Below are 24,158 nucleotides of genomic sequence, written 5' to 3' on the forward strand. Positions count from 1 at the left end.
GGGGCCTTTTTCTGGGCGCAATACTAGACGCCTACAAATCGAGGTGTTACATTCGGCCTCGCATTGGTTTCTCCTCTGCCCCCTGCAAGCCGTCGCCGACGCACTCCTACTCGAATCAGTACGCGATCCTGTCGCCTTCTCTGCGGCGCGGCCTCATTAAGCCCAAAGCTTAATTTCTCCCCTCCATACATGATTACGTCATTCCCTTATGAACCTGACTGAACTCAAGCAAAAGCCGATCACCGATCTGCTCGAAATGGCCGAACAGATGGGCATAGAAAATATGGCCCGTTCGCGCAAGCAGGATGTGATTTTCTCCCTGTTGAAGAAGCACGCCAAAAGCGGTGAGGAAATCTCCGGTGATGGCGTGCTGGAGATTCTCCAGGACGGCTTCGGCTTCCTGCGTTCGGCTGACGCCTCGTACCTGGCCGGCCCAGACGACATCTACGTCTCGCCCAGCCAGATCCGCCGCTTCAACCTGCGTACCGGCGACACCATCGTCGGCAAGATCCGGCCGCCCAAGGAAGGCGAGCGTTATTTCGCCCTGTTGAAAGTCGATACCATCAACTTCGACCGCCCGGAAAACGCGAAAAACAAGATTCTCTTCGAAAACCTCACGCCACTGTTCCCTACGGTGCGCATGAAGATGGAAGCCGGCAACGGTTCCACCGAAGACCTCACCGGTCGCGTCATCGACCTGTGTGCACCGATCGGCAAGGGCCAGCGTGGCCTGATCGTCGCTCCGCCGAAAGCGGGCAAGACCATCATGCTGCAGAACATCGCGTCGAACATCACGCGCAACAACCCCGAATGCCACCTGATCGTCCTGCTGATCGACGAGCGTCCGGAAGAAGTGACCGAGATGCAGCGCACCGTGCGCGGCGAAGTGGTCGCCTCGACCTTCGACGAGCCGCCAACCCGCCACGTGCAAGTGGCCGAGATGGTGATCGAGAAGGCCAAGCGCCTGGTCGAGCACAAGAAGGACGTGGTCATCCTGCTCGACTCCATCACCCGTCTGGCGCGTGCCTACAACACCGTGATCCCGAGCTCCGGCAAGGTCCTGACCGGTGGTGTCGACGCTCACGCCCTGGAGAAGCCGAAGCGTTTCTTCGGCGCCGCGCGTAACATCGAGGAAGGCGGTTCGCTGACCATCATCGCCACCGCGCTGGTCGAAACCGGCTCGAAGATGGATGAAGTGATCTACGAAGAGTTCAAGGGTACCGGCAACATGGAACTGCCCCTGGACCGCAAGATCGCCGAGAAGCGCGTCTTCCCGGCCATAAACATCAACCGTTCCGGTACCCGTCGCGAAGAGCTGCTGACCGCCGACGACGAACTGCAGCGCATGTGGATCCTGCGCAAGCTGCTGCACCCGATGGACGAAGTCGCAGCCATCGAGTTCCTGATCGACAAGCTCAAGCAGACCAAGACCAACGACGAGTTCTTCCTGTCGATGAAACGCAAGTAAGCCCACCGGCTGCTTGATCCGAATGGCGCCCTTGCGGCGCCATTCTTATTTTCACCGTTCACCCATTCCGCCAGACCCGCTCGGCCGACAAGGATTGTTATGAATCACCTAGCCTATCGACGTGACATCGACGGCTTGCGCGCCGTGGCCGTCATTGCCGTGGTGTTGTTCCACTTTGGTATTCCGGGTTTCGCCGGCGGATTCGTCGGCGTCGACGTGTTCTTCGTCATTTCGGGCTACCTGATCACCTCGATCATCTGCCGCGAGCGTGCGTCGGGCCACTTCAGTTTCGTGGCGTTCTGGGTGCGGCGTGCGCGGCGTATACTGCCGGCCCTGGTGGTGATGGTGGTGGCCTGCCTGGTCGTCGGCTGGTTCCTGCTGGTGCCCCGTGACTACGAGGAGCTGGGACGTTCGGCGCGGTACCAGGCGATGTTCATCTCCAACGTACTGTTCGCGCGGCAGGACGGCTATTTCGATACCGATTCGGAGCTCAAGCCACTGTTGCACACCTGGTCGCTGGCGGTGGAAGAGCAGTTCTACATTCTTCTGCCGCTGTTGCTGGCCTTGCTGGGACGCTATGTGAAAGCCTGGCGCCGGGGCTTGCTGGGGATTGCCTTGGTGTCGCTCGCGGTGAGCCTTTGGCAAGTGCAGCACGCGTCTGCGCAAGCGTTCTTTCTGCTGCCGGCGCGGGCGTGGGAGTTGCTGGCTGGTAGCCTGCTGGCAGTTGCGCCCGTGTTCGACCGGGCAGTGTCGTCGGTGGTGCGCCACGCCGTGGCCACGGCCGGGATCGCCGCCGTTGCCGTGGCCATCGCCTGCTACGATTGGCAGACCGCGTTCCCCGGCATGGCGGCATTGCTGCCGGTACTGGGTACGGTGGCAATCATCTGGTCCGGCAGCGGGCAGGGCACCTGGTTGTCACGCATGCTGGGCACACGGCCGATGGTGGCGGTGGGTTTGATTTCGTATTCCTGGTACCTGTGGCATTGGCCGGTGCATGTATTCGCCGAGTACGCCGCCGTCGACGGTATCGCCATGCACGAGAACCTCGCGCTGATGCTGTGCAGTTTGCTGCTCGGCTACCTGTCCTGGCGCTGGGTCGAAACACCTATGCGAGGTCGGCGTTGGCTGGCCCAGCCGCGCCAGGCACTGCTGGGGGCACTGCTGGCCATGGTTCTGGTGGGCCTGGCCGGTCAGTCCCTGCGCTGGAGCGAAGGGGTGCCGTGGCGACTGTCGACGCAGGCGCTGGGTTATGCCAATGCCAGCCAGTGGCATGCCGGGCAGCGTGATTGCATGTTCGAAGCGGCTACCGCGCCCGAACGCCTGATCTGTCACTTCGGACCTCGAGGCGACGAGGCGTTGCCGCCGCTGGTCTGGGGTGACAGCCATGCCGCTGCGCTGATACCGGCGCTGCGGGTACATAGCGAGCACACCGGTCAGGCCCTCGACCTGGCCAGTTCGGCCGGCTGCATACCGGTCGCCGGGCTGGAGCGCAATGCGTTGTGCCGTCAGTTCAATGCACAGGTCCGCAGGGTGATCGCTCAGGCGCCGCGGCGCGACGTCGTGCTGGTCGCGCGCTGGACGTTGTACCTGTATGGCGACGAGCATGGCGACCTGACCTATCGCCTGCCTGGGCCTGATACATCGGCCCAGATGGCCGACGCGCTCAAGCGCGAAGTGCAGGCCCTGCGCCAAGGGGGCAGCCGCGTCTGGCTGCTCGACGAGGTCCCCTTGCAGAGCGCCAACGCGCCCTATCGGCTCAGTCGCCTGGCCATGCTGGAACGACCCACGCAGGGCGTCGGACGTAGTCTGAGCGAGCATCGGCAGCGCCAGGCGTTCATGCATGCGCTATTCGCCGAACTGGCCGCTGGCGATCCCCAGGTCCGTATTCTCGACACAACCAGGCTGTTCTGCGCCGACGGCATCACCTGCGTGGCCGAGGCCGCGGGGCACTCGTTGTACATGGATGACAATCACTTGGGCGACGATGCTGCCCGCTTCGTGGCGCCGCTGTTCGCACCCTTGCTTTCACCGGCGAAGGTCACCGGCCAGGGCAATTCCCATTAAAGCCCAGGCGGCGGCTGCGAGCGGCCGCCAGAGCAGGTAGGATGTAGGCTTATTTTCTAACTGGCATGGTCGATGAAATTCAAGGATCTTCGGGATTTCGTGCAGCAGCTTGAGCAGCGCGGAGAGTTGAAACGCATTCAGGTGCCTATCTCGCCGGTGCTCGAAATGACCGAGGTGTGCGACCGCACCCTGCGCGCAAAAGGGCCGGCGTTGCTGTTCGAAAAGCCCACCGGCTTCGACATTCCGGTGCTGGGCAACCTGTTCGGCACGCCCGAGCGGGTGGCCATGGGCATGGGCGCCGAATCGGTGAGCGAGCTGCGCGAGATCGGCAAGCTGCTGGCGTTCCTCAAGGAGCCCGAGCCGCCCAAGGGGCTGCGCGATGCCTGGTCCAAGCTGCCGATCTTCAAGAAGATCATCGCCATGGCGCCCAAGGTGATCAAGGACGCGCCCTGCCAGGAGATCGTCCTGGAGGGTGACGACGTCGACCTTGGCCTGCTGCCCGTGCAGCATTGCTGGCCCGGCGACGTCGCGCCGTTGATCACCTGGGGCCTGACGGTCACCAAGGGGCCGAACAAGGAACGCCAGAACCTGGGTATCTATCGTCAGCAGGTGATCGGCCGCAACAAGGTCATCATGCGCTGGCTGAGTCATCGCGGCGGTGCCCTGGATTACCGCGAATGGTGCGACAAGCACCCGGGCCAGCCCTTTCCCGTGGCGGTGGCCCTGGGTGCCGACCCTGCGACCATCCTGGGTGCGGTGACGCCGGTCCCCGACAGCCTTTCCGAATACGCCTTCGCCGGGCTGCTGCGCGGCAACCGCACCGAGTTGGTGAAGTGCCGCGGCAATGACCTGCAAGTGCCGGCGACCGCCGAGATCATCCTGGAAGGGGTGATACATCCAGGCGAGATGGCCGACGAAGGGCCATACGGCGATCACACCGGCTACTACAACGAAGTCGACAAGTTTCCAGTCTTCACGGTGCAGCGCATCACCCACCGGATCAAGCCGATCTACCACAGCACCTACACCGGCCGGCCGCCGGATGAGCCGGCGATCCTGGGCGTGGCGCTGAACGAAGTGTTCGTGCCGATCCTGCAGAAGCAGTTCCCGGAAATCACCGACTTTTACCTGCCGCCCGAAGGGTGTTCGTACCGCATGGCGGTGGTCACCATGAAGAAGCAGTACCCGGGGCATGCCAAGCGGGTGATGCTCGGGGTGTGGTCGTTCCTGCGCCAGTTCATGTACACCAAGTTCGTCATCGTCACCGACGACGACATCAATGCCCGGGACTGGAACGACGTGATCTGGGCCATCACTACGCGCATGGACCCCAAGCGCGACACCGTGCTGATCGACAACACCCCGATCGATTACCTGGATTTTGCCTCGCCGGTGTCGGGCCTGGGCTCGAAGATGGGCCTGGACGCCACGCACAAGTGGCCGGGCGAGACTACGCGTGAATGGGGCCGGGTCATCGTCAAGGACGAGGCCGTGACCCGACGCATCGATGAACTCTGGAATCAGTTGGGAATAGATTGATGCGTGTGACCTTGCAACCTTCGGGCGTGGTGCTGGAAACCTTGCCTGGCGAGCGAATCCTGGCCGCCGCGCAGCGCTTGGGCTACGACTGCCCGCAGAGCTGTCGCAATGGCAATTGCCATGTGTGCAGCGCGGTGCTGGTGGAAGGCAGCGTTCGCGAGGAAGGTGCCGTGATCGATCGGGGCGAATTTCATACCTGTATCGCCGAGCCGCTTGAAGACTGCGTGATCCTCTGGGACGGCGTGCTGGCCAAAGGCGAGTTGCCGGTGCGCAGCCTCGCCTGCCAACTGGTCGACTGCGTCGATATCGGCGGCGACGTCTGGCGCGTGCGCCTGCGTGCGCCGGCTGGCAAGCCGCCGCGCTACCACGCCGGCCAGTACCTGATGATCGAGCGCGACAACGGCGAAAAATCAGCCTTTTCCCTGGCGTCGGCGCCTCACAGCGGGCGCGATCTGGAATTGCACGTGCTGGTCCGCGAGGCCAGCGCGCAAAGTCTGATTGAGCAGTTGCAGCGTAACGGCATGGCCCGTGTGCACATGCCCTACGGCGATACGCACCTGGCCGAGCTGCCTGATGGGCCGTTGGTGCTGATCGCTGCAGGCACCGGCATGGCGCAGATGAACAGTCTGATCGAGCACTGCCGCTCCCAGGGCTTCAAGCATCCGGTGCATCTGTATTGGGGTGTACGTCGGCCCGAGGATTTCTACGAACTGGAACATTGGGAGCAGTGGAAACTGTTGCCCAACCTGTTCCTGAACAAGGTGGTGAGCGACCTGTGCGGTTGGGAAGGGCGCTGCGGCATGCTGCACGAAGCGGTCTGCGAGGACATTGCCGACCTGGGCGGCGTGCACGTCTACGGCAGTGGTTCGCCAGCGATGATCTACGCCACGCTCGATGCTCTGGTCAATGCCGGGATGGATGCGCACCAGATGCGTGCGGATGTCTTCGCCTACGCGCCGCGTCCGCTCTAGTTTCACCGGCACTGCTTCATTTCGTTGCCTGATTCATTCCCGTGCAATGCCTGCGTCGACCCCGACGCAGTCGCATTGGCGTGAAATCGTGCACGCGAATTTGGCCATGTACCTGTTTGGTGCTTATAACTCATTTATTTAAAGTTGATTATAAGCAATTGTATTTGTTGATTTATCTGCCATACGGTAGAAGTGCAGGACTTGCAATGCGTTAGAGTAAGGTGTCATTGCAATCTTACGGGGATAACAGGCGACTGCTTATGTCGGTATTCGAAACTGCGCACTTGAATGTGGTCTATCCACCGTCGCTCGATCTCGGGCCGCAATTGACCCACGAGCAACTTCTTCATTCGCTGGACACGACCATGCGGCGTCATCATGGCGGCCCGGTCTGGCTGTTCGCCTACGGCTCGCTTATCTGGCGGCCGGAGTGCAGCGCTGCGGAGCGTCGCCGGGCGCGCGTGCATGGCTATCACCGAGGCTTGTACCTCTGGTCCCACGAGCACCGTGGCACGCCCGAGCGTCCCGGCCTGGTGTTTGGTCTGGACCGGGGTGGCTCCTGTGCCGGGTTCGCCTATCGCTTGCCTGCGGAAAATCTCGAAGAGTCACTGCTGGCGCTGTGGAAGCGCGAGATGCCCTATCCCTCGTACCGCCCGCACTGGCTCAACTGCCGCCTGGAAGACGGCACCCGGGTGCAGGCGCTGGGTTTCGTATTGGAGCGGCATCTGCCCAGCTATGCGGGCAACTTGCCCGACAACCTGCTGACGCAGATTCTGGACAGTGCCAGTGGGCGGTTCGGCAGCACCCGCGATTACGTCGAGCAGACCATCAGTGCCCTGCGTAACCACGCGATGCCGGACAAGAACCTGGAAGCCAGGCTCAAGCGTTGCCATCAGGGCAGCTGCACTCAAGCTTCGCAGCAATTCCTGCCCTGACGGCATATTGCCCCCGAATCAGGCATGGCGCTCGGTGCTGGCGACTTGCTTGTGCCAGAGCGTGGGGATCAGGAACACGATCGCCAACAGGCAGGCGCCGATCAGCAGGACAAAACCACCGTCCCAACCGAAGTGATCCACGGTGTAGCCCATCGCTGCGCTGGCGGCGACCGAACCGCCCAGGTAGCCGAACAGGCCGGTGAAACCGGCGGCAGTACCGGCCGCTTTCTTCGGTGCCAACTCCAGGGCCTGCAGGCCGATCAACATCACCGGGCCATAGATCAGGAACCCGATCGAGAACAGCGCGATCATGTCCACGGTCGGGTTGCCCGGCGGGTTGAGCCAGTACACCAGGGTAGCCACGGTCACCAGGGCCATGAACACCACGCCGGTCAGCCCGCGGTTGCCGCGGAAGATCTTGTCCGACATCCAGCCGCACAGCAGGGTGCCGGGAATGCCCGCCCACTCATAGAAGAAATACGCCCATGAGGTGGTGTCCACGGTGAAGTGCTTGGCTTCCTTGAGGTAGGTGGGCGCCCAGTCCAGCACGCCGTAGCGCAGCAGGTAGACGAACACGTTGGCCAAGGCGATGTACCACAGCATCTTGTTGCGCAGCACGTACTTGACGAAGATTTCCTTGGCGGTGAATTCTTCTTCGTGGCTGGCATCGTAGCCTTCCGGGTAATCGTTCTTGTACTGCTCGATCGGTGGCAGGCCAACCGATTGCGGTGTATCGCGCATCGTCGCGAAGGCGAACAGAGCCACCAGCAGCGCCACGGCAGCGGGGACGTAGAATGCTGCGTGCCAGTCGTTGAACAGGCCCATGCCCAGCAGGAACAGCGGACCGATCAGGCCACCGCCGACGTTGTGGGCGACGTTCCATACCGATACCACGCCGCCGCGTTCCTTCTGCGACCACCAGTGCACCATGGTCCGTCCACTCGGCGGCCAGCCCATGCCTTGAGCCCAGCCGTTGATGAACAGCAATATGAACATCATGGTGACGCTGGACGTAGCCCAAGGCGCGAAACCGAACACGAACATCACGCCGGCGGACACCATCAGGCCGAACGGCAGGAAGTAACGCGGGTTTGAGCGGTCCGAGACGATCCCCATGAGGAACTTCGACAGGCCATAGGAGATGGCAATGGCCGACATCGCCAGGCCCAGCTGGCCGCGGGTGTAGCCCTGCTCTTCGATGAGGAACGGCATGGCCAGCGAGAAGTTCTTGCGCAGCAGGTAATAGCCGGCGTAACCGATGAATATCCCGGCGAAGATCTGCCAGCGCAGGCGGCGGTAGGTGCTGTCTATCTTTTCATCGGGCAGGGCTGCGCGATGAGGGGCGGGACGAAAGAAGGCGAACATGCACAAGCTCCATTTATTGTTATTTGCTGCGAATTCGAATATTACAGTTTCATTACCGAAAATAACATTCATTACCGCTCAATGGAGCTGCGAAAATGTTGCAATGCGAACTTAAGCGGTTCAGTTCTACCGAGCAAACGGCTTCTCGCTTTTGAAGAAGCGTTTCAGCTCATCGAATGCGACTAGCTATTGAATTGCCCGTACTGGCCGATACAGGCAGGTAACAGCGCCGGCAGCATGACAGTCCCGGCCAGGACACGACCTTGCGGAGAAATGAAAGATGAAAGCCTGGGTATCCATAGTGCTGGCGTTGGCCCTGCCAACCGCCGTGATGGCCAATGAAGCGGCCAAAGAAGGTGAAAATGCCGTGCCCAAGGTCGCCTACATCGGCATGACTCCGCCGTTCGTGGGCAACTACGCGCTCGACGGCGGCCCCAAGCTGCGTGTGTACAAGGCAGACATCGCCTTGAAGGTGACCGGGGTGGAAGCCGAGGCCGCAGTCAAACGGCAGGATCCTCTGCTGCGCAACCAACTGGTGGCACTCTTCGCCCAGCAGACCACTGAATCAATGAGCAATATCGAGGGCAAGGAAAAGCTGCGCCAGGAAGCCCTCAAGCAATTGCAGCAGGTGATGAACGACGAAGAGGGCAAGCCCATCGTGGAAGACTTGCTGTTCAACAACCTGATCGTGCAGTAACAGCGCAGACGGTCAGTCGGCACTCGAGCGGCAACAATTTCAGCGTTGGCCACGGCCTATTCGAATGCTCAGCGCAACTGCATCACCACCGCCCACTGCTCAGCCGTCACCGGCATTACCGAAAGACGGCTGCCTTTCTGCACCAGAGGCATGTCGGCCAGACCTGCTTGCTGCTTCAGATAACCAAGCCCAAGGACTTTGCCAAAGGTCTCCACATGCGCCACGTCGACCGAGGTCCAGGGATTCTTCTCAGTGCTGGCCTTGGCGTCGAAGTAGGGGCTGTCCGGGTCCAGAGCGGTGGGGTCTGGGTAGTCGGCGGCCACGATCCTGCCTACGCCGGCGATGCCAGGTTCCGGACAGCTGGAGTGATAGAAAAAGAACTCGTCGCCCACCGCCATGGCGCGCAGGAAATTACGCGCCTGGTAGTTGCGAACGCCGTCCCAGCGGGTTTGGCCAAGCGTGGCCAAACCTTGGATGGACAGTTCATCGGGTTCGGATTTCATCAACCAATAGGCCATGACGGAAGTTCCTCAGTGATACGAAATGGCCAGCTTTCAAGGGATTGAAATGCAGCCGACAATTGGTTGTGCACAAAGTTTGCTTGTCACGGAAGCTTGCCCCAGAATGCGCGCAAATTTAAGCCCGGCGTTGCTGTCCGGCACGCCAGAATACCGTTCTGTTTATTCCTGAATTGCCTGTAGGGGGGCAACGTCGATGCGCCGTAAGCCGGATTTGTTGTGGACATTGGTGATCTTGTTTGGCCTGGGTGTGGTCACTACCGGATACGCGCAGAGTCTGTGGGCGAGCAAGGCGGATACGGGTGTGGAGTTGACCGTGGTGCAGACTTCGGTGGTGAACTCGCGGTAACGGCGGCGCGGCTTTCGCGGCTACTGACCGCTCCCACAGGTTTCAAGTCAGATACCAACCCCTGTCCGTGACCGTGCCCTGCAACGGTACATCCCAGCTGGCTTGCGCCAGCCGCTCGACCTTCTGGCACTCATGGGCCAGACCCACCAGCACCGGTGCATGCCAGGCCGTGCGGCGTGGGCGATACGCCAGGCTGCGGTCGTAAAAGCCGCCGCCCATACCCAGGCGCCCCCCTTCGTCATCGAACCCCACCAGCGGCAGCAGGATCAGATCCAGCGCCCAGATGGTGCGTTGACGTGCGCGCTTGATACGTGGCTCCGGAATGCCAAAGCGGTTGGGACGAAGCTTTTCGCCTCGGCGTACCTGCTGAAACACCATCTTGGTGCGCGGCCAATCGCTGAGCACCGGCAGGTAGGTCCGCTTGCCGCGCCGCTGGGCTTCACGCAGCAAGGGCCGCGGGTCTATTTCACCGTCGTTCGGTAGATACAGCGCAATGTGCCGGGCACGCCGAAACAACGGATGCTGAGCCAGTTGCCGATAAAGGCACTGGGCAGCCTGACGCTGTTGTGCGGGGGTGAGGGCGCGACGTGCGGCGCGCAGCTGGCGGCGCAATTGTTGCCGAGACAGTTGTTCACGAGGCAGCGGCGCGGAGACGGTCATGGGCGCGGTCGATCCTGATCACGGACGCCACCGGGGCTGTACTGCCCAGCGACAAATGAAAAGCCCACGCCGAGTCGAGCTGGCATGGGCTGGAAATTCAGGTACTCCCCGACGAACCGCTGTCGGTGTAGCCCTTGAACCCGAAAGTTCAAGGTGGAGATCACAGGAGGTTTTAAGGCTTTCCGTCGAGCGGACATGCACACCAACCCCACGTGCAACCCCCGTGGTTGTGCGTATCGGCTCAGGGACATGACCGACTGGCAAGCACTCCAGGGAGTGACGCCAGTATACAGAAAAGCTTTGCGGATTTCAGCCCTTGGGCGTTTCCGGATCGTTGGCGAGCACCAGATCCACGCGTTCGAGCAGGTCGCGAACCTGTTCGCGGGTGTTGTCGTTGACCGGCTGTGCAGGCGTGTCCTGGCGATGCAGCAGGTCGTGGGTAATGTTGAGTGCGGCCATGACAGCAATCCGGTCGGCACCGATCACCTTGCCGCTGCTGCGGATCTCGCGCATCTTGCCGTCCAGGTAGCGGGCGGCGTTGACCAGATTGCTGCGCTCCTGCGGCGGGCAGATGATCGAGTATTCCTTGTCCAGGATCTGGACGGTGACGCTATTGCTTGAACTCATGAGTCTTGCTCCAGGGCCTTGAGGCGCGAAATCATGGACTCGACCTTACGCCGGGCGATTTCATTCTTTTCGATGAGACTTGCGCGTTCCTCGCGCCAGGTCTTTTCCTGCGCTAATAGGAGTCCGTTTTGTCGTTTAAGTTGCTCGACTCGGCCGATCAATGATTCGAGTCGGCTCATCAGCGCTTGCAGGTCGTTGTGTTCCATGGAGTCCCGGTAGATACGGTTGGAAAAAATGTCGCCCGCCGCTGAACTGGCAGGTCCGGTGAAGATGAACACGTAGTTGGCCGCGTCGATAGTCTGGCGCGGTTGCCGGTGCTAGGATACAAGGCCTTCATTCTAGTCATTGCGCCGTCTGGCGCCTAGTTGCCCATGCCTATTCAGAATTCCCCCTATCACGCTTTCGCCGCCCTGCTTGCCAGCAGCGGCCACACCGTCTCGCCCGCCGAACTGCACGGCTTGTTGCTGGGGCGCAGTTGCGCCGGTGCCGGCTTCGAGGTCGAGCCATGGCTGGTCGATGCTGCCGACCTGCTCGGCACGCCGCCTGCAGACAACGTTCGCCAGGCACTGATCGGCCTGCAGGAAATGGTCAAGGGCGAATTGACCAGCGACGACATGACCGTGGTGCTGCTGGTGCCCAGCGACGAGTCGCCGCTGCCCGAGCGGGCTGCCGCCCTGGGCGAATGGTGCCAGGGTTTCCTGGCCGGTTTCGGCCTGACCGCGCGGGACACGGCGCTGAGCACCGAGGCCATGGAAGTGCTGCAGGACCTGGCCGCCATCGCCCAGGTGCAGGATGCGCTGGAAGAGTCCGAAGACGGCGAGACCGACTACATGGAAGTCATGGAGTACCTACGCGTCGCGCCACTGTTGCTCTACACCGAATCGGCCAAGCCCCCGACCGCAGCCAGCCCCAAGCCGTCGCTGCACTGACCTGACCCTGGAGCCTGCGCCTGCCCATGAGCCACATCCCGAAATCGGAATATGCCCGCCGCCGCAAGGCGCTGATGGCGCAGATGGTGCCCAACAGCATCGCCATCCTGCCGGCCGCCGCGGTGGCCATCCGCAATCGCGACGTGGAGCACGTCTACCGCCAGGACAGCGACTTCCAGTACCTGAGCGGCTTTCCCGAGCCCGAAGCGGTGATCGCCTTGATCCCGGGGCGCGAGCATGGCGAGTACGTGCTGTTCTGCCGCGAGCGCAACCCCGAGCGCGAGCTGTGGGACGGGCTGCGGGCAGGGCAGGAAGGTGCGGTGCGCGATTTCGGTGCCGATGATGCCTTTCCCATCAGCGATATCGACGACATCCTGCCCGGCCTGATCGAGGGCCGAGATCGTGTCTACTCATCGATTGGCAGCCATCCCGAGTTCGATCGACACCTGATGGACTGGATCAATAGCATCCGTTCCAAGGCGCGTCTGGGCGCCCAGCCGCCCAATGAATTCGAGGCGCTCGACCACCTGCTGCACGACATGCGGCTGTACAAGTCGGCAGCCGAGGTCAAGGTCATGCGCCGGGCTGCCGACATTTCCGCGCGTGCCCATGTGCGCGCCATGCAGGCCTGCCGCGCCGGGCTGCACGAGTACAGCCTGGAAGCCGAGCTGGACTACGAGTTCCGCAAAGGCGGGGCGAAGATGCCGGCCTATGGCTCGATCGTGGCTGCGGGGCGCAACGCCTGCATCTTGCATTACCAACAGAACGATGCGTTGCTGCGCGACGGCGACCTGGTGTTGATCGACGCCGGTTGCGAAATCGACTGCTATGCCAGCGACATCACCCGTACCTTCCCGGTCAGCGGTCGCTTTTCCCCCGAGCAGAAAGCCATTTACGAGCTGGTGCTCGAGGCGCAGCAGGCGGCCTTCGCGGCGATTGGTCCCGACAAGCACTGGAACCAGGCCCATGAAGCCACGGTCCAGGTCATAACCCACGGGCTGGTGCGGCTGGGCCTGCTCAAGGGCGAGGTCGACGAGCTGATCGCCCGCGACGCGCACCGCGCGTTCTACATGCACCGCGCCGGCCACTGGCTGGGCCTGGATGTGCACGATGTCGGCGAGTACAAGGTGGGTGGCGAGTGGCGGGTGCTCGAACCCGGCATGACCCTGACCGTGGAGCCTGGTATCTACATAGCGCCCGACAATCTTGACGTTGCCAAGAAGTGGCGCGGCATTGGCGTACGAATCGAGGACGATGTAGTGGTGACCAAGAAAGGCTGCGAGATTCTTACCGGGGCGGTGCCCAAGTCGGTCGCCGAGATCGAGGCGCTGATGGCGGCCGCGCGGGCCGAGGCATGAGCCGCTTCAATCTGGCCATCATCGGTGGCGGGCTGGTGGGCGCGAGCCTGGCCCTGGCCTTGCAGGCCGGCGCCAAGGCTCGCGGCTGGAAAATCGTCCTGATCGAGCGTTTTGCCCCCGGCGATGCCTATCAGCCCAGCTATGATGCCCGTTCCTCGGCCTTGTCCTACGGCACCCGGCAGATCTATGAGCGCCTGGGGCTGTGGCCGGCCATCAGCCAGCGCGCCGAAGCGATCCAGCAGATTCATGTGTCCGACCGCGGGCGCTTCGGCACCGCGCGGCTTCGTGCGGACGACGAGGGCGTGCCTGCACTGGGCTATGTAGTGGAAAACGCGTGGTTGGGCCAGTGTCTGTGGCAGGCCCTGGACCAGGAGGTGGTGAGCTGGCGCTGTCCGGCGGAAGTCATCGGCACCCAGGCCTTGGCCGACGGTTACGAATTGACCTTGAACGACGGCACCCAGGTGCAGTGCGACCTGGCCGTGCTGGCCGACGGGGGGCGTTCCGAACTGCGCGAACGACTGGGCATTGCCGTACAGGAAACGCGCTACGATCAGGACGCCCTGATCGCCAACGTCACCCCTGGCAACCCGCACCAGGGTCAGGCGTTCGAGCGCTTCACCGATGACGGGCCGATGGCCTTGCTGCCTTTGCCCGACAACCGCTGCGCGCTTATCTGGACACGAACGCCGGCCGATATCCGCCGCCTCTCGGGTTTATCCGACCAGGCGTTTCTGCACGAGCTGCAGGCGGTGTTCGGCTATCGCCTGGGGACGCTGCAGCGCGTCGGCGCCCGGCACGTCTACCCGCTGTCGCTGGTCCGTGCCGAGGAGCAGGTGCGTTCCAATCTGGTGGTCCTGGGCAACGCGGCGCATGCCTTGCACCCCATTGCCGGGCAGGGTTTCAACCTGTCGATGCGCGATGTGCAAGCGCTGGCCGATGCCTTGCTCGCCAGTACCGGCCATGTCGGCCAGCTGTCGCTGCTGCGTGGCTATGAGCAACGCCAGCGCCTGGATCAGAACCTTACCGTGGGCTTTTCGGACCAACTGACACGCTTGTTCGCGACACCTGATCCATGGGTCGCGGTAGGCCGCAACCTGGGCCTGCTAGGGCTCGATTTGCTGCCGCCAGCCAAGCGCTGGTTCGCACGCCAGGCCATGGGCCTGGGCACTCGGTCGGACATCAAAGGGCAATGAATACAGTGACCCACACCAATGAGTTGCGCGCCGACCTGGTCATCGTCGGCGCGGGCATGGTCGGCAGCGCACTGGCGCTTGCCCTGCGTGACAGCGGCCTGGACATCCTGCTGATCGACGGCGGGCCGCTGACCAGCAAGCCTTTCGACGCCCAGGCGGCTTTCGAGCCGCGCGTCAGCGCGCTGTCCATGGCCAGCCAGCGCATTCTTCAGCGCTTGGGCGCCTGGGATGGCATTCAGGGGCGGCGTGCCAATCCTTATGGCCACATGTGCGTGTGGGATGGCAGCGGCACGGGTCAGATCAATTTTTCCGCCGCCAGTGTGCATGCCGACACCCTGGGCCATATCGTCGAGAACCGCGTGGTTCAGGACGCCTTGCTCGAACGTCTGCAGGACAGCGAAATCCGCCTGCTGGCCAATGCGCGACTGGAGCAGCTGCGCTATTCCGGCGACGATCGCCTGTTGACTCTCGCCGGTGGCCAGACCGTACGCACCCCGCTGGTGATCGCTGCGGACGGTGCGCATTCGGCGGTGCGCCGACTGGCAGGCTGCGAGACCCGCGAATGGGACTACCTGCACCACGCCATCGTGACCAGCGTGCAGTGTGCCGAGGGCCATCGCGATACGGCCTGGCAACGCTTCACCGACGAGGGACCATTGGCCTTTCTGCCTTTGCAGCGCGGTGATGGCAAGCATTGGTGCTCGATCGTCTGGTCGACCACGCCGGAGCAGTCCGAACGCCTGATGGCGCTGGATGACGCGGCGTTCTGCCGAGCGCTGGGGCAGGCCTTCGAGGGGCGCCTGGGGGAGGTCATGGCTGCCGATGCCCGCTTGTGCGTCCCGTTGCGTCAGCGACATGCCAAGCGCTATGTGGAAACCGGCCTGGCGTTGATCGGCGATGCCGCGCACACCATCCATCCGCTGGCCGGGCAGGGGGTCAACCTGGGCCTGCTCGACGCCGCGGTGCTGGCCGAAGAACTGATCCATGCCCGACAGCGCGGTGAGCGCCTGGCGGGACTGCCGGTGCTGACGCGCTATGAGCGCCGACGCATGCCTCACAACCTGGCGCTGATGGCAGCCATGGAAGGTTTCGAGCGGCTGTTCCAGGCCGATCCGCTGCCACTGCGCTGGCTGCGCAACACGGGCTTGAAATGGGTCGAGCAACTGCCGGAAGCCAAAGCGTTGTTTGTGCGCCAGGCGCTGGGGCTGACGGGTGACCTGCCGGCGCTCGCGCGCCGCTGAAAACGTCCACAGGACGGCGACTGCTTGCAACATTTGGTAACGCCTGAGCCCCGAGTTCGGTTGAGAAGCTAAATGTGATTCACTACCATTTCGCCTCACTCGAACGGCAAGGGTTCCCTCATGATGGCGCGCAAACGTCTCTTCGCTGCACTGGCGCTCTGTCTGCTGGGTGGCAACGCCCACGCTGCCGATGAAGTGGTCGTCTATTCCTCGCGCATCGACGAGCTGATCAAGCCGGTGTTCGACGCCTACACCGCGAAAACCGGGGTCAAGGTCAAGTTCATCACCGACAAGGAAGCGCCGTTGATGCAACGCATCAAGGCCGAAGGGCGGAACGCCACGGCCGACCTGCTGCTGACCGTCGATGCCGGCAACCTGTGGCAGGCCGAGCAGATGGGCATTCTGCAGCCCATCAATTCCACCGTCATCGATGGCAACATTCCTGCCCAATACCGCGCCGCGTCCCACCAGTGGACCGGCTTGAGCCTGCGCGCGCGGACCATTGCCTACGCCAGCGAACGCGTCAAGCCGCAGGAGCTGAGCACCTACGAGGCGCTGGCCGACAAGCAATGGGAAGGGCGGTTGTGCCTACGGACGGCGAAGAAGGTGTACAACCAGTCCCTGACCGCCACCTTGATCGAGACCCACGGCGCCGAGAAGACCGAGCAGATTCTCAAGGGCTGGGTAAACAACCTGTCCACCGACGTGTTCTCCGATGACATCGCCGTGCTGCAGGCTATCGATGCCGGGCAGTGCGATGTGGGTATCGTCAACAGTTACTACTATGGCCGCCTGCACAAGCAGCAGCCGGATCTGGGCGTGAAGCTGTTCTGGCCTAACCAGGGCGATCGCGGCGTTCACGTGAACCTGTCGGGCATTGGCCTGAACAAGTACGCACCGCACCCACAGGCGGCCATCGCTCTGGTCGAGTGGATGACCGGGCCGCAGGCGCAGGAAATCTTCGCCGGGGTGAACCAGGAATTTCCGGCCAATCCGGCGGTGGCTCCCTCTGCGGAAGTCGCCAGTTGGGGCAAGTTCAAGGCCGACACACTGCCCGTGGAAGTGGCGGGCAAGCGTCAGGCCGAAGCGATCCGGTTGATGGACCGTGCCGGGTGGAACTGAGCTGACATCGGTGGTGCGGCCTTCGCGGGCAGAGACCCGCTCCCACAGAAGAACAGGTGCTTTTGTGCTTTCAGTGTGGGAGCGGGTCTCTGCCCGCGAACGGCGCATGAGTAGCCCGCAATCTGAAAACCACGAGTGAGTCCATTGTCCTCTTCCGTCCAACGCCGTTGGTACCCGCTGGTTCTGGCTGTGGTCGGGCTCGTGCTGTTGCCGCTGAGCGTGCTGGCGCTGTCTTGGCAAAACATCGACCTGCAGATCTGGTCCCATTTGTGGGACACGCAGATGCCGCGTCTGCTGGGCAATACGCTCACCCTGGTGGTGGGCGTCGGTTGTGGCGTGACGGTGATCGGCGTCAGCCTGGCCTGGCTTACCAGCCTGTGTGAATTTCCCGGGCGGCGCTGGCTCGACTGGGCGCTGATGCTGCCGTTCGCCATCCCTGCCTATGTGCTCGCCTTCGTGTTCGTAGGGCTGCTGGATTTTGCCGGCCCCGTGCAGAGCCTGCTGCGCGAGTGGTTCGGCAGCGGCCTGCGCCTGCCGCGGGTGCGTTCCACGGGCGGGGTGATCATCGTGCTGGTGCTGGTGTTCTACCCCTACGTTTATTTGCTGGCGCGGACCGCGTTCCTGGCCCAGGGCAAGGGCTTGATGGAAGCGGCGCGCATGCTTGGCCAATCACCTTGGCAAGCTTTCTGGCGAGTGGCTCTTCCCGTGGCCCGGCCCGCCATCGGTGCCGGTGTCGCCTTGGCATTGATGGAAACCCTGGCCGATTTCGGTGCCGTGGCGGTGTTCAACTTCGACACCTTCACCACGGCCATCTACAAGACCTGGTACGGCTTCTTCAGCCTCTCCAGCGCAGCGCAGCTGGCCAGCCTGCTGTTGCTGGCCGTGATGCTGGTGCTCTATGGCGAACGCCGGGCGCGTGGCCAGGATCACGCGGCCAACGAGCGGCCGCGTGGGCAGGCGTTGTATCGGCTGAGCGGGCTCAAGGCGTGGCTGGCCAGCGGCTGGTGTGCGCTGGTGTTCGCCTGTGCCTTCGTCGTGCCCATGCTGCAGTTGGTCGTGTGGTGCTGGCAACGTGGGCGCTTTGACCTCGACGAGCGCTACCGCGAGTTGATCCTGCATACCTTGTACCTGGGCGCCATGGCTGCGCTGATCACCGTCACCGTGGCCCTGTTGCTGGCGTTTGCGCGGCGTCAGGCGCCCACGCCCGGCATTCGCGCCGGCGTGGCGGTGGCGAACCTGGGCTATGCCTTGCCGGGGTCGGTGCTGGCGGTATCGCTGATGCTGGCTTTCAGTTTTCTCGATCGCGAGCTGGTCGTGCCGTTGTCCGGCTGGCTGGGCGGTGCCGGTCGGCCATTGCTGCTGGGCAGTGTGGCGGCATTACTGGTCGCCTACCTCGTTCGCTTCATCGCAGTAGCCTATGGGCCGCTGGAAAGCAGCCTGGCGCGGATTCGTCCGTCCTTGCCCGAAGCGTCACGCAGCCTGGGTGTGGGCGGTCCGCGGCTGTTTTTCAAGGTCTACCTGCCACTGTTGCTGCCTGGCACGCTCAGCGCAGCGCTGCTGGTGTTCGTCGACACGTTGAAGGAGATGCCGGCCACTTTGCTGATGCGTCCTTTCGGCTGGGATACGCTGGCGGTGCGCGTCTTCGAAATGACCAGCGAAGGCGAGTGGGCACGTGCTTCGCTGCCGGCCCTGACCCTGGTGCTGGTCGGCCTGCTGCCGGTCATCGGGTTGATTCGGCGTTCGGCGCGTCAGTTGGGTCGAACTCACTGATCCAAGCTTCAGATGTCACACCGCGACCTTGTCGCTACAGATATCACCACCGCGACCTTGTCGCTACAGATGTTATACCGCGACCTTGTCGCTACAATGCGCCGCATCCGGCGCAGGCACCAAGGACAATCCGCCTGCGCTTTCGCCACGCCCGGAAGGAGAAACCCATGGGACAGCGTACGCCTCTGTATGACTTGCATCTTGCCCTCGGCGCAAAGCTGGTCGATTTTGGCGGTTGGGACATGCCCCTGCATTACGGCTCGCAGGTCGAGGAGCATCATCAGGTACGTCGCGATTGCGGCGTCTTCGACGTGTCGCATGTGACCGTGATCGATATCCACGGGCCGGATGCCCGGGCGTTCCTGCAATACCTGCTGAGCAACGACGTGGCCGCCCTGGCGCAGGCCGGCCAGGCCCTGTACAGCGCCATGCTCAATGAGCAGGGTGGAGTGGTGGACGACTTGATCGCCTACCTCACCGAGGATGGCTACCGCCTGGTGGTCAATGCCGCCACCCGCGACAAGGACCTGGCTTGGCTGAGCACCCACGCAGACGGATTCGATGTGCAGTGGCGCGAACGTCCCGAGTTGGCGCTGCTGGCGGTGCAGGGGCCCGAGGCTCGGCGCAAGGTCGCCGATCTGTTGGGCAGCCAGCGTCGCGAATTGCTGCTGCGATTGGAACCCTTCGAAGGGCGCCACCATGGCGACTGGTTCATCGCACGCACCGGCTACACCGGTGAAGACGGTCTCGAGATCGTCTTGCCGGCGGCGCAGGCGGCCGACTTCTTCAACGAACTGATCGGTGCCGGCATCCCGCCCATCGGGCTTGGCGCGCGCGATACGCTGCGCCTGGAGGCCGGCATGAACCTGTATGGCCAGGACATGGACGAGGCGCACTCGCCATTGGCGTCGAACATGGCCGGCAGTGTGGCGTGGCAACCGGCGTCGCGTGCCTTCGTCGGGCGTGAGGCGCTGGAGCACGAACGCGCCGTCGGACCGGCGATGAAACTGGTCGGTCTGGTGCTGGAGGAGCGCGGCGTGCTGCGCGCGCATCAGGTCGTGCGGATCGCCGGAGTTGGCGAAGGGGAGATCACCAGTGGTAGTTTCTCACCTACGCTGAGCAAGTCGATTGCCCTGGCGCGCGTGCCGATGGCGACCGCGGACCGTGCGGAAGTCGAGATACGTGGCAAATGGTACCCGGTACGGGTGGTCAAGCCGACCTTCGTCCGGCATGGTAGAACCCTGATCTGAATAATATGGCGGGCTGGCCGCTGACCCTTGTTGAGGACAATGTTATGAGCGATATCCCTGCTGAACTCCGTTTTGCCGAAAGCCACGAGTGGGCACGTCTGGAAGCCGATGGCACAGTGACCGTGGGCATCAGCGATCACGCACAGGAAGCGTTGGGCGACGTGGTGTTCATCGAGCTGCCGGAAGTCGGCAAGGTGTTCGCGGCCGCCGATCAAGCCGGTGTGGTCGAGTCGGTGAAAGCGGCGTCCGATATCTACTCGCCGGTAGGTGGCGAAGTGGTTGCCATCAACGAGGCACTTGCCGACGCGCCCGAGAGCGTCAACGGCGATCCGTATGGCGCCTGGTTCTTCAAGCTCAAGCCAAGCGCTTCCGATGAGCTGGACAAGCTACTCGATGCTGCCGGCTACAAGGCTGCCATTGGCGAATGACGGTCAGCGGGGGCGGCCTCCGCAGCCCCTGCCCGTTCAGAACGGTCGATCCCCCAATATCGTCGCTCGATGCATCACGCGTCGCTGCGGTCGGTAGTCGTCGATCGCGTAATGCTGGGTCACGCGGTTGTCCCAGAATGCCACGTCCCCCTGGCGCCACTGCCAGCGTACACAGAACTCGGGCCGCGTGCCGTGGGCGAACAGCAGGTCCAGCAGCGCCCGGCTTTCCGCCGCCGACACCTCGTTGATGCGTGTGGTGAAGCCGTCACTGACGAACAGTGCCTTGCGCCCGCTGACCGGATGGGTCCGCACCACCGGGTGCGACAGCGGCGGATGCTGCTGGCGCGTCTGCTCCCAGCGTGCCAGTGCCTGGGCATCGCTGCCGAAGCGCTCGAGTGGAAACGATTTGGCGAAATCATGGGTGGCAGTCAAGCCGTCGAGCAAGGTCTGCAACGGTGCAGACAAGGCCTCGAACGCAGCGATCCCGCTGGCCCAGCAGGTGTCGCCGCCGTAGGGCGGTACTTGCTGGGCCGTCAGTATCGCGCCCATCGCCGGTTCCGCGAGAAAGGTGACATCGGTGTGCCAGATGGCATTGTCGCGCACATCGGTCACGGCGGTGTCGAGCACCAGCACGTCGGGCTGCCCCGGCACGCTGGGGTAGATCGGATGGATATGCAGGTCACCGAATTGGTGCGCAAGCCGGGCCTGCTGGGCCGGCGTCAGCGGCTGGTCGCGCCAGAACAAGACCTGATGGGCGAGCAGCGCGGCGTCGATTTCGCGTTGCTGGGCCGGGGTCAGTTCGCGGCTGAGGTCGACGCCTGCGACGACCGCGCCGATGGTGGGGCTCAGGGGGGTGATGTGCAGAGTCATGTTGGTCAGCTCTGTTGGTGAAGTCGGTGATTCAGTGGCTCTGGCCGTGCCAGGGCACCAGCCGTCGTTGCAGGGCGCGCAAGCCCATTTCCAGGCCAAAGGCGATCAGCGCGATCACCAGGATGCCCAGTACCACCACATCGGTGACCAGAAACTGCGCGGCCGACTGCACCATGAAACCCAGGCCGCTGGTGGCGGCGATCAACTCGGCGGCGACCAGGGTCGACCAACCGACGCCCAGGCCGATGCGGATACCGGTGAGGATCTCGGGCAGGGCGCTGGGCACGATCACGTGACGAATCAGCTGCGCGCGGGTGGCGCCCAGCGATTGTGCGGCGCGCAGGCGGGCCGGATCGACGTTGCGCACGCCGGTGGCCGTGGCAATGGCGATCGGGGCGAAGATCGCCAGGTAGATCAACAGCACCTTCGAGGTCTCGCCGATGCCGCACCAGATCACGATGAGCGGCAGGTAGGCCAGTGGCGGAATGGGCCGGTAGAACTCGATCAGCGGGTCGAGAATGCCCTGGGCGATGCGGTTGTGGCCGATGGCAATTCCGACCGGAATGGCGAACAGCACGGCAAAAAACAGCGCCAGGCCGATGCGACCCAGGCTGGCGGCCAAGTGTTGCCACAATGTCGCGTCCATATAGCCCTGGGTTGCCAGCAGCCAGGCTTTGCTCAGCACCGCGCCGGGCGAGGGCAGGAACAGCGGCTCGATCAATTCGGTGGCAGTGACGGCCCACCAGAGCAGCAGCACGCCGGCCAGGGTCAGCGTGCTGATGGCTTGCGTACTCAGACGCCAGGGTCGGCGCGCAGCGGGTGCGCGAGCGCTGTCGATGGCTTGGGTTGAATAGAGGCTCATGCCAGTTCCTCGTGCGCGGTGGTGCCCTGTGGGGAAAGACGCTGTGCACATCCACGTTGTGCAAACTCTCGTTGTGCAAAAACCTGAGTCAGCACGTGCTCGCGGGTCTCGATGAATCGGGGGTCTGACTTGATCGCCCGGGCGCTCTCGCCGGCGGCGTAGCGTTGGCCGAAGTCCAGGCTCAGACGTTCCTCGACATGCCCCGGATTGGGCGCCAGCAGGATCAGATCGGTGGCCAGGAACACCGCTTCTTCGATGTCGTGAGTGATCAGGAACACCGGCTTGGCGGTTCGTTGCCAGACCTGCAGCAGCAGTTCCTGCATCTGCTCGCGAGTGAACGCATCCAGTGCGCCGAACGGCTCGTCCATCAACAGTACCTGCGGATCGGCCGCCAGCGCTCGGGCCAGGCCCACGCGTTGGCGCTGACCACCGGAGAGTTGCCACACCTGCCGCTCGGCGAAACCGGCCAGATCGACCAGCGCGAGCATTTCACGCGCCCGCGCTTCACGCTGGGCGCGGCCGATGCCCGCCAGTTGCAGGCCGAAGGCGACATTGGCCAGCACGTCCTGCCAAGGCAGCAGGGCGTCATCCTGAAACACCACGCCACGGTCCGCCCCTGGGCCCTTCACCGCGACGCCGTCCAGCGTGATGCGGCCACTGCTGGGCGGCACGAAACCGGCGATCAGGTTGAGCAGCGAGGTCTTGCCGCTGCCCGACGGACCCAGCGCCACGCACAGTTGCTGCGGGCCCAGGCTCAGGGAGATGTCCTGCAGCACCGGCTGCGCGGCGCCCGGGTAGTGGGCGCCGATACGGTCGAGAATCAATTGGGCCACGGTCGGACTCCGTTGGGCGTGTGCGGGATCACTGAACGAACTTGGCGCTGACGTAAGGCGTGTAATCGGGCAGCACGGCTTCCAGCTTGCCTTGCTCCTTGAGGAACTCGGCTGTCTTGGCCACCGCCTTGGCAGTGCCACCGCCCAGCAGCGCTTCCAAAGCCTGGGCCTCGGCGTCGGGATAGGTAGAGCCGGCGAGCAGGTCGGGAACATCCGCGGCATTGGCGCCCGTCAGCTTGGCGATCTTGCGCACCGGCTCGGAGTCGGCGGTCCACTGCGCCTGGTTCTTCGCGTAGTCGGCGAACGAATCCAGGGTGACCTTGGCGAATTTGGCGATCACTTCAGGGTGCTTCTCGGCGTAGTCCTTGCGCGCCACCCAGACCTCGAAGGTCGGTGCGCCCCATTGCCCGACCTGCGCGGCATCGGTCAGGGTCTTGCCGCTCTTGCGGATCTCGCCCAAGGCCGGCGACCAGACGAATGCGCCATCGATGTCGCCTCGCTTCCACGCGGCGGCAATCTCGGCCGGTTGCAGGTTGACCACCTTGACCTTGCCTTCCAGGCCCCAGTGCTTCAGCGCACCGAGCAAGCTGTAGTGGGAGGTGGAAACGAACGGCGTGGCGATGGTTTTGCCCACCAGTTGCTGAGGGTTGTCGATACCGCTGCCGTTGCGCACCACCAGGGCCTCGGCGGAATTGATCTGCGCCGAAACGATGAAGGCGACGATGGGCAGTTTGCGTGAAGTGGCAGCTGCCAGCGGGCTCGACCCCAGATTGCCGATCTGCACATCGCCCGAGGCGATCGCCGTCACCACTTCCGGCCCGCTGTTGAAGCGGCGCCAGTCGATCTTCTCGCCAATGGCTTTCTCATAGACGCCGTCGGCCTGGGGCACCTTGCTGGGGTCTATGCCGGTCTGGTAGCCGACGGTCAGCGGCGCGGCCTGGATGCCCATGGCCAGACCCGTCAGGGCCAAAGTGGTGAACAGTTTTCGTGCGAAGCGCTGCTTGGCCATGGTGGCTGCCTTTTGCAAGAGTCGGGTGGCGAGGGACCTTCAAGCGCGCGTCTTCGGCGTATGAAAAGTCGGGTGCCAGATCAACTGGCGATGGGGAATC

At 63.3% G+C, this 24,158-nt stretch carries 24 protein-coding genes and 1 other RNA gene; 15 read left to right on the forward strand and 10 right to left on the reverse strand.

The features are described 5' to 3' along the window. The first annotated feature begins 208 nt into the window (after positions 1–208). The 5 genes from rho (at position 209) to LT40_RS16890 (ending at position 6,977) form a co-directional block, all read left to right on the forward strand. The gene (gene rho / locus LT40_RS16870) at positions 209–1,468 is read left to right on the forward strand and encodes a transcription termination factor Rho (protein ID WP_043192255.1); all 1,260 of its coding nucleotides are present in this window, start codon (positions 209–211) and stop codon (positions 1,466–1,468) included. 99 nt (positions 1,469–1,567) lie between these two features. Beyond that, a complete protein-coding gene (locus LT40_RS16875) occupies positions 1,568–3,532 on the forward strand; it encodes an acyltransferase family protein (RefSeq protein WP_043192256.1) in 1,965 nt (654 codons plus the stop codon). A gap of 72 nt (positions 3,533–3,604) precedes the next feature. Continuing rightward, positions 3,605–5,071, forward strand: coding sequence for a 4-hydroxy-3-polyprenylbenzoate decarboxylase (gene ubiD, locus LT40_RS16880; RefSeq protein ID WP_043192257.1), 1,467 nt, complete (start codon positions 3,605–3,607; stop codon positions 5,069–5,071). Beyond that, positions 5,071–6,042, forward strand: coding sequence for a CDP-6-deoxy-delta-3,4-glucoseen reductase (locus tag LT40_RS16885; RefSeq protein WP_043192258.1), 972 nt, complete (start codon positions 5,071–5,073; stop codon positions 6,040–6,042). The genes ubiD and LT40_RS16885 overlap by 1 nt, the downstream gene beginning before the upstream one ends. Before the next feature lie 260 nt (positions 6,043–6,302). Beyond that, complete coding sequence (locus tag LT40_RS16890; protein ID WP_043192259.1) at positions 6,303–6,977, forward strand: gamma-glutamylcyclotransferase; 675 nt, start codon at positions 6,303–6,305, stop codon at positions 6,975–6,977. 18 nt (positions 6,978–6,995) lie between these two features. Here the strand turns inward: LT40_RS16890 and glpT are convergent, their stop codons facing one another. Continuing rightward, the gene (gene glpT, locus LT40_RS16895; protein ID WP_043192260.1) at positions 6,996–8,342 is read right to left on the reverse strand and encodes a glycerol-3-phosphate transporter; all 1,347 of its coding nucleotides are present in this window, start codon (positions 8,340–8,342) and stop codon (positions 6,996–6,998) included. Positions 8,343–8,622: 280 nt separating this feature from the next. Here glpT and LT40_RS16900 point away from each other — a divergent pair, with 280 nt between their 5' ends. Further along, positions 8,623–9,039, forward strand: coding sequence for a flagellar basal body-associated protein FliL (locus LT40_RS16900; protein ID WP_043192261.1), 417 nt, complete (start codon positions 8,623–8,625; stop codon positions 9,037–9,039). 68 nt (positions 9,040–9,107) lie between these two features. On the opposite strand, the gene LT40_RS16905 is transcribed toward LT40_RS16900, so the two are convergent. Further along, positions 9,108–9,557 (reverse strand): EVE domain-containing protein, encoded by a 450-nt coding sequence (locus LT40_RS16905; protein WP_043192262.1) that lies wholly within the window; start codon positions 9,555–9,557, stop codon positions 9,108–9,110. A gap of 196 nt (positions 9,558–9,753) precedes the next feature. Between LT40_RS16905 and LT40_RS21760 the strand changes: the two genes are divergently transcribed. Then, complete coding sequence (locus tag LT40_RS21760; protein ID WP_148308573.1) at positions 9,754–9,906, forward strand: hypothetical protein; 153 nt, start codon at positions 9,754–9,756, stop codon at positions 9,904–9,906. A 42-nt stretch (positions 9,907–9,948) separates the two neighbouring features. On the opposite strand, the gene LT40_RS16910 is transcribed toward LT40_RS21760, so the two are convergent. The 4 genes from LT40_RS16910 to LT40_RS16920 all read right to left on the reverse strand — a co-directional run bounded on the left by LT40_RS16910 (position 9,949) and on the right by LT40_RS16920 (position 11,399). After that, the gene (locus LT40_RS16910) at positions 9,949–10,566 is read right to left on the reverse strand and encodes a 5-formyltetrahydrofolate cyclo-ligase (protein ID WP_043192263.1); all 618 of its coding nucleotides are present in this window, start codon (positions 10,564–10,566) and stop codon (positions 9,949–9,951) included. A 101-nt stretch (positions 10,567–10,667) separates the two neighbouring features. Continuing rightward, positions 10,668–10,845: non-coding RNA, 6S RNA (gene ssrS, locus LT40_RS21405), on the reverse strand. Positions 10,846–10,875: 30 nt separating this feature from the next. Further along, entirely contained in the window at positions 10,876–11,193 is a 318-nt protein-coding gene (locus LT40_RS16915; protein WP_043192264.1) for a cell division protein ZapA, read from the reverse strand. Continuing rightward, positions 11,190–11,399: a TIGR02449 family protein gene (locus tag LT40_RS16920; RefSeq protein WP_043193782.1), complete on the reverse strand. Its 210-nt coding sequence runs from the start codon at positions 11,397–11,399 to the stop codon at positions 11,190–11,192. The genes LT40_RS16915 and LT40_RS16920 overlap by 4 nt, the downstream gene beginning before the upstream one ends. Before the next feature lie 165 nt (positions 11,400–11,564). Here LT40_RS16920 and LT40_RS16925 point away from each other — a divergent pair, with 165 nt between their 5' ends. The 8 genes from LT40_RS16925 to gcvH all read left to right on the forward strand — a co-directional run bounded on the left by LT40_RS16925 (position 11,565) and on the right by gcvH (position 20,484). Beyond that, complete coding sequence (locus tag LT40_RS16925) at positions 11,565–12,122, forward strand: YecA/YgfB family protein (protein ID WP_043192265.1); 558 nt, start codon at positions 11,565–11,567, stop codon at positions 12,120–12,122. 26 nt (positions 12,123–12,148) lie between these two features. After that, a complete protein-coding gene (pepP, locus tag LT40_RS16930; protein WP_043192266.1) occupies positions 12,149–13,480 on the forward strand; it encodes a Xaa-Pro aminopeptidase in 1,332 nt (443 codons plus the stop codon). Continuing rightward, positions 13,477–14,673: a 2-octaprenyl-6-methoxyphenyl hydroxylase gene (ubiH, locus tag LT40_RS16935; RefSeq protein WP_043192267.1), complete on the forward strand. Its 1,197-nt coding sequence runs from the start codon at positions 13,477–13,479 to the stop codon at positions 14,671–14,673. Before pepP ends, ubiH begins: the two co-directional genes overlap by 4 nt. A 23-nt stretch (positions 14,674–14,696) precedes the next feature. After that, complete coding sequence (locus LT40_RS16940; protein ID WP_162473370.1) at positions 14,697–15,914, forward strand: 2-octaprenyl-3-methyl-6-methoxy-1,4-benzoquinol hydroxylase; 1,218 nt, start codon at positions 14,697–14,699, stop codon at positions 15,912–15,914. 120 nt (positions 15,915–16,034) lie between these two features. Then, complete coding sequence (locus LT40_RS16945; RefSeq protein ID WP_043192269.1) at positions 16,035–17,036, forward strand: extracellular solute-binding protein; 1,002 nt, start codon at positions 16,035–16,037, stop codon at positions 17,034–17,036. A gap of 144 nt (positions 17,037–17,180) precedes the next feature. Next, entirely contained in the window at positions 17,181–18,806 is a 1,626-nt protein-coding gene (locus LT40_RS16950) for an ABC transporter permease (protein WP_043192270.1), read from the forward strand. A 167-nt stretch (positions 18,807–18,973) separates the two neighbouring features. Beyond that, positions 18,974–20,056, forward strand: coding sequence for a glycine cleavage system aminomethyltransferase GcvT (gene gcvT, locus LT40_RS16955; RefSeq protein WP_043192271.1), 1,083 nt, complete (start codon positions 18,974–18,976; stop codon positions 20,054–20,056). A gap of 44 nt (positions 20,057–20,100) precedes the next feature. Next, positions 20,101–20,484: a glycine cleavage system protein GcvH gene (gene gcvH / locus LT40_RS16960; RefSeq protein ID WP_043192272.1), complete on the forward strand. Its 384-nt coding sequence runs from the start codon at positions 20,101–20,103 to the stop codon at positions 20,482–20,484. Between the two features lie 36 nt (positions 20,485–20,520). Here gcvH and tauD read toward each other — a convergent pair whose 3' ends face one another. The 4 genes from tauD to tauA are packed head-to-tail and all read right to left on the reverse strand — an operon-like array spanning position 20,521 to position 23,998. Next, the gene (tauD, locus tag LT40_RS16965; RefSeq protein ID WP_043192273.1) at positions 20,521–21,354 is read right to left on the reverse strand and encodes a taurine dioxygenase; all 834 of its coding nucleotides are present in this window, start codon (positions 21,352–21,354) and stop codon (positions 20,521–20,523) included. A 31-nt stretch (positions 21,355–21,385) separates the two neighbouring features. Beyond that, positions 21,386–22,216, reverse strand: a complete 831-nt coding sequence (gene tauC / locus LT40_RS16970; protein WP_043192274.1) for a taurine ABC transporter permease TauC — start codon at positions 22,214–22,216, stop codon at positions 21,386–21,388. Then, positions 22,213–23,049, reverse strand: coding sequence for a taurine ABC transporter ATP-binding subunit (gene tauB, locus LT40_RS16975; RefSeq protein ID WP_052393453.1), 837 nt, complete (start codon positions 23,047–23,049; stop codon positions 22,213–22,215). The genes tauC and tauB overlap by 4 nt, the downstream gene beginning before the upstream one ends. Positions 23,050–23,077: 28 nt before the next feature. Continuing rightward, positions 23,078–23,998 carry a taurine ABC transporter substrate-binding protein gene (gene tauA, locus LT40_RS16980; RefSeq protein WP_420329699.1) on the reverse strand — a complete coding sequence of 307 codons (921 nt, stop codon included), beginning with the start codon at positions 23,996–23,998 and terminating at the stop codon, positions 23,078–23,080. Between the last annotated feature and the right edge of the window lie 160 nt (positions 23,999–24,158).

Source organism: Pseudomonas rhizosphaerae, assembly GCF_000761155.1.
In the GTDB taxonomy this organism is placed as follows: domain Bacteria; phylum Pseudomonadota; class Gammaproteobacteria; order Pseudomonadales; family Pseudomonadaceae; genus Aquipseudomonas; species Aquipseudomonas rhizosphaerae.

Coding starts and splice junctions, on each gene's coding strand:
- rho (WP_043192255.1), top strand. CDS start 209: ATGAACCTGACTGAACTCAAGCAAAAGCCGATCACCGATCTGCTCGAA.
- LT40_RS16875 (WP_043192256.1), top strand. CDS start 1,568: ATGAATCACCTAGCCTATCGACGTGACATCGACGGCTTGCGCGCCGTG.
- ubiD (WP_043192257.1), top strand. CDS start 3,605: ATGAAATTCAAGGATCTTCGGGATTTCGTGCAGCAGCTTGAGCAGCGC.
- LT40_RS16885 (WP_043192258.1), top strand. CDS start 5,071: ATGCGTGTGACCTTGCAACCTTCGGGCGTGGTGCTGGAAACCTTGCCT.
- LT40_RS16890 (WP_043192259.1), top strand. CDS start 6,303: ATGTCGGTATTCGAAACTGCGCACTTGAATGTGGTCTATCCACCGTCG.
- glpT (WP_043192260.1), bottom strand. CDS start 8,342: ATGTTCGCCTTCTTTCGTCCCGCCCCTCATCGCGCAGCCCTGCCCGAT.
- LT40_RS16900 (WP_043192261.1), top strand. CDS start 8,623: ATGAAAGCCTGGGTATCCATAGTGCTGGCGTTGGCCCTGCCAACCGCC.
- LT40_RS16905 (WP_043192262.1), bottom strand. CDS start 9,557: ATGGCCTATTGGTTGATGAAATCCGAACCCGATGAACTGTCCATCCAA.
- LT40_RS21760 (WP_148308573.1), top strand. CDS start 9,754: ATGCGCCGTAAGCCGGATTTGTTGTGGACATTGGTGATCTTGTTTGGC.
- LT40_RS16910 (WP_043192263.1), bottom strand. CDS start 10,566: ATGACCGTCTCCGCGCCGCTGCCTCGTGAACAACTGTCTCGGCAACAA.
- LT40_RS16915 (WP_043192264.1), bottom strand. CDS start 11,193: ATGAGTTCAAGCAATAGCGTCACCGTCCAGATCCTGGACAAGGAATAC.
- LT40_RS16920 (WP_043193782.1), bottom strand. CDS start 11,399: ATGGAACACAACGACCTGCAAGCGCTGATGAGCCGACTCGAATCATTG.
- LT40_RS16925 (WP_043192265.1), top strand. CDS start 11,565: ATGCCTATTCAGAATTCCCCCTATCACGCTTTCGCCGCCCTGCTTGCC.
- pepP (WP_043192266.1), top strand. CDS start 12,149: ATGAGCCACATCCCGAAATCGGAATATGCCCGCCGCCGCAAGGCGCTG.
- ubiH (WP_043192267.1), top strand. CDS start 13,477: ATGAGCCGCTTCAATCTGGCCATCATCGGTGGCGGGCTGGTGGGCGCG.
- LT40_RS16945 (WP_043192269.1), top strand. CDS start 16,035: ATGATGGCGCGCAAACGTCTCTTCGCTGCACTGGCGCTCTGTCTGCTG.
- gcvT (WP_043192271.1), top strand. CDS start 18,974: ATGGGACAGCGTACGCCTCTGTATGACTTGCATCTTGCCCTCGGCGCA.
- gcvH (WP_043192272.1), top strand. CDS start 20,101: ATGAGCGATATCCCTGCTGAACTCCGTTTTGCCGAAAGCCACGAGTGG.
- tauD (WP_043192273.1), bottom strand. CDS start 21,354: ATGACTCTGCACATCACCCCCCTGAGCCCCACCATCGGCGCGGTCGTC.
- tauC (WP_043192274.1), bottom strand. CDS start 22,216: ATGAGCCTCTATTCAACCCAAGCCATCGACAGCGCTCGCGCACCCGCT.
- tauA (WP_420329699.1), bottom strand. CDS start 23,998: ATGGGCATCCAGGCCGCGCCGCTGACCGTCGGCTACCAGACCGGCATA.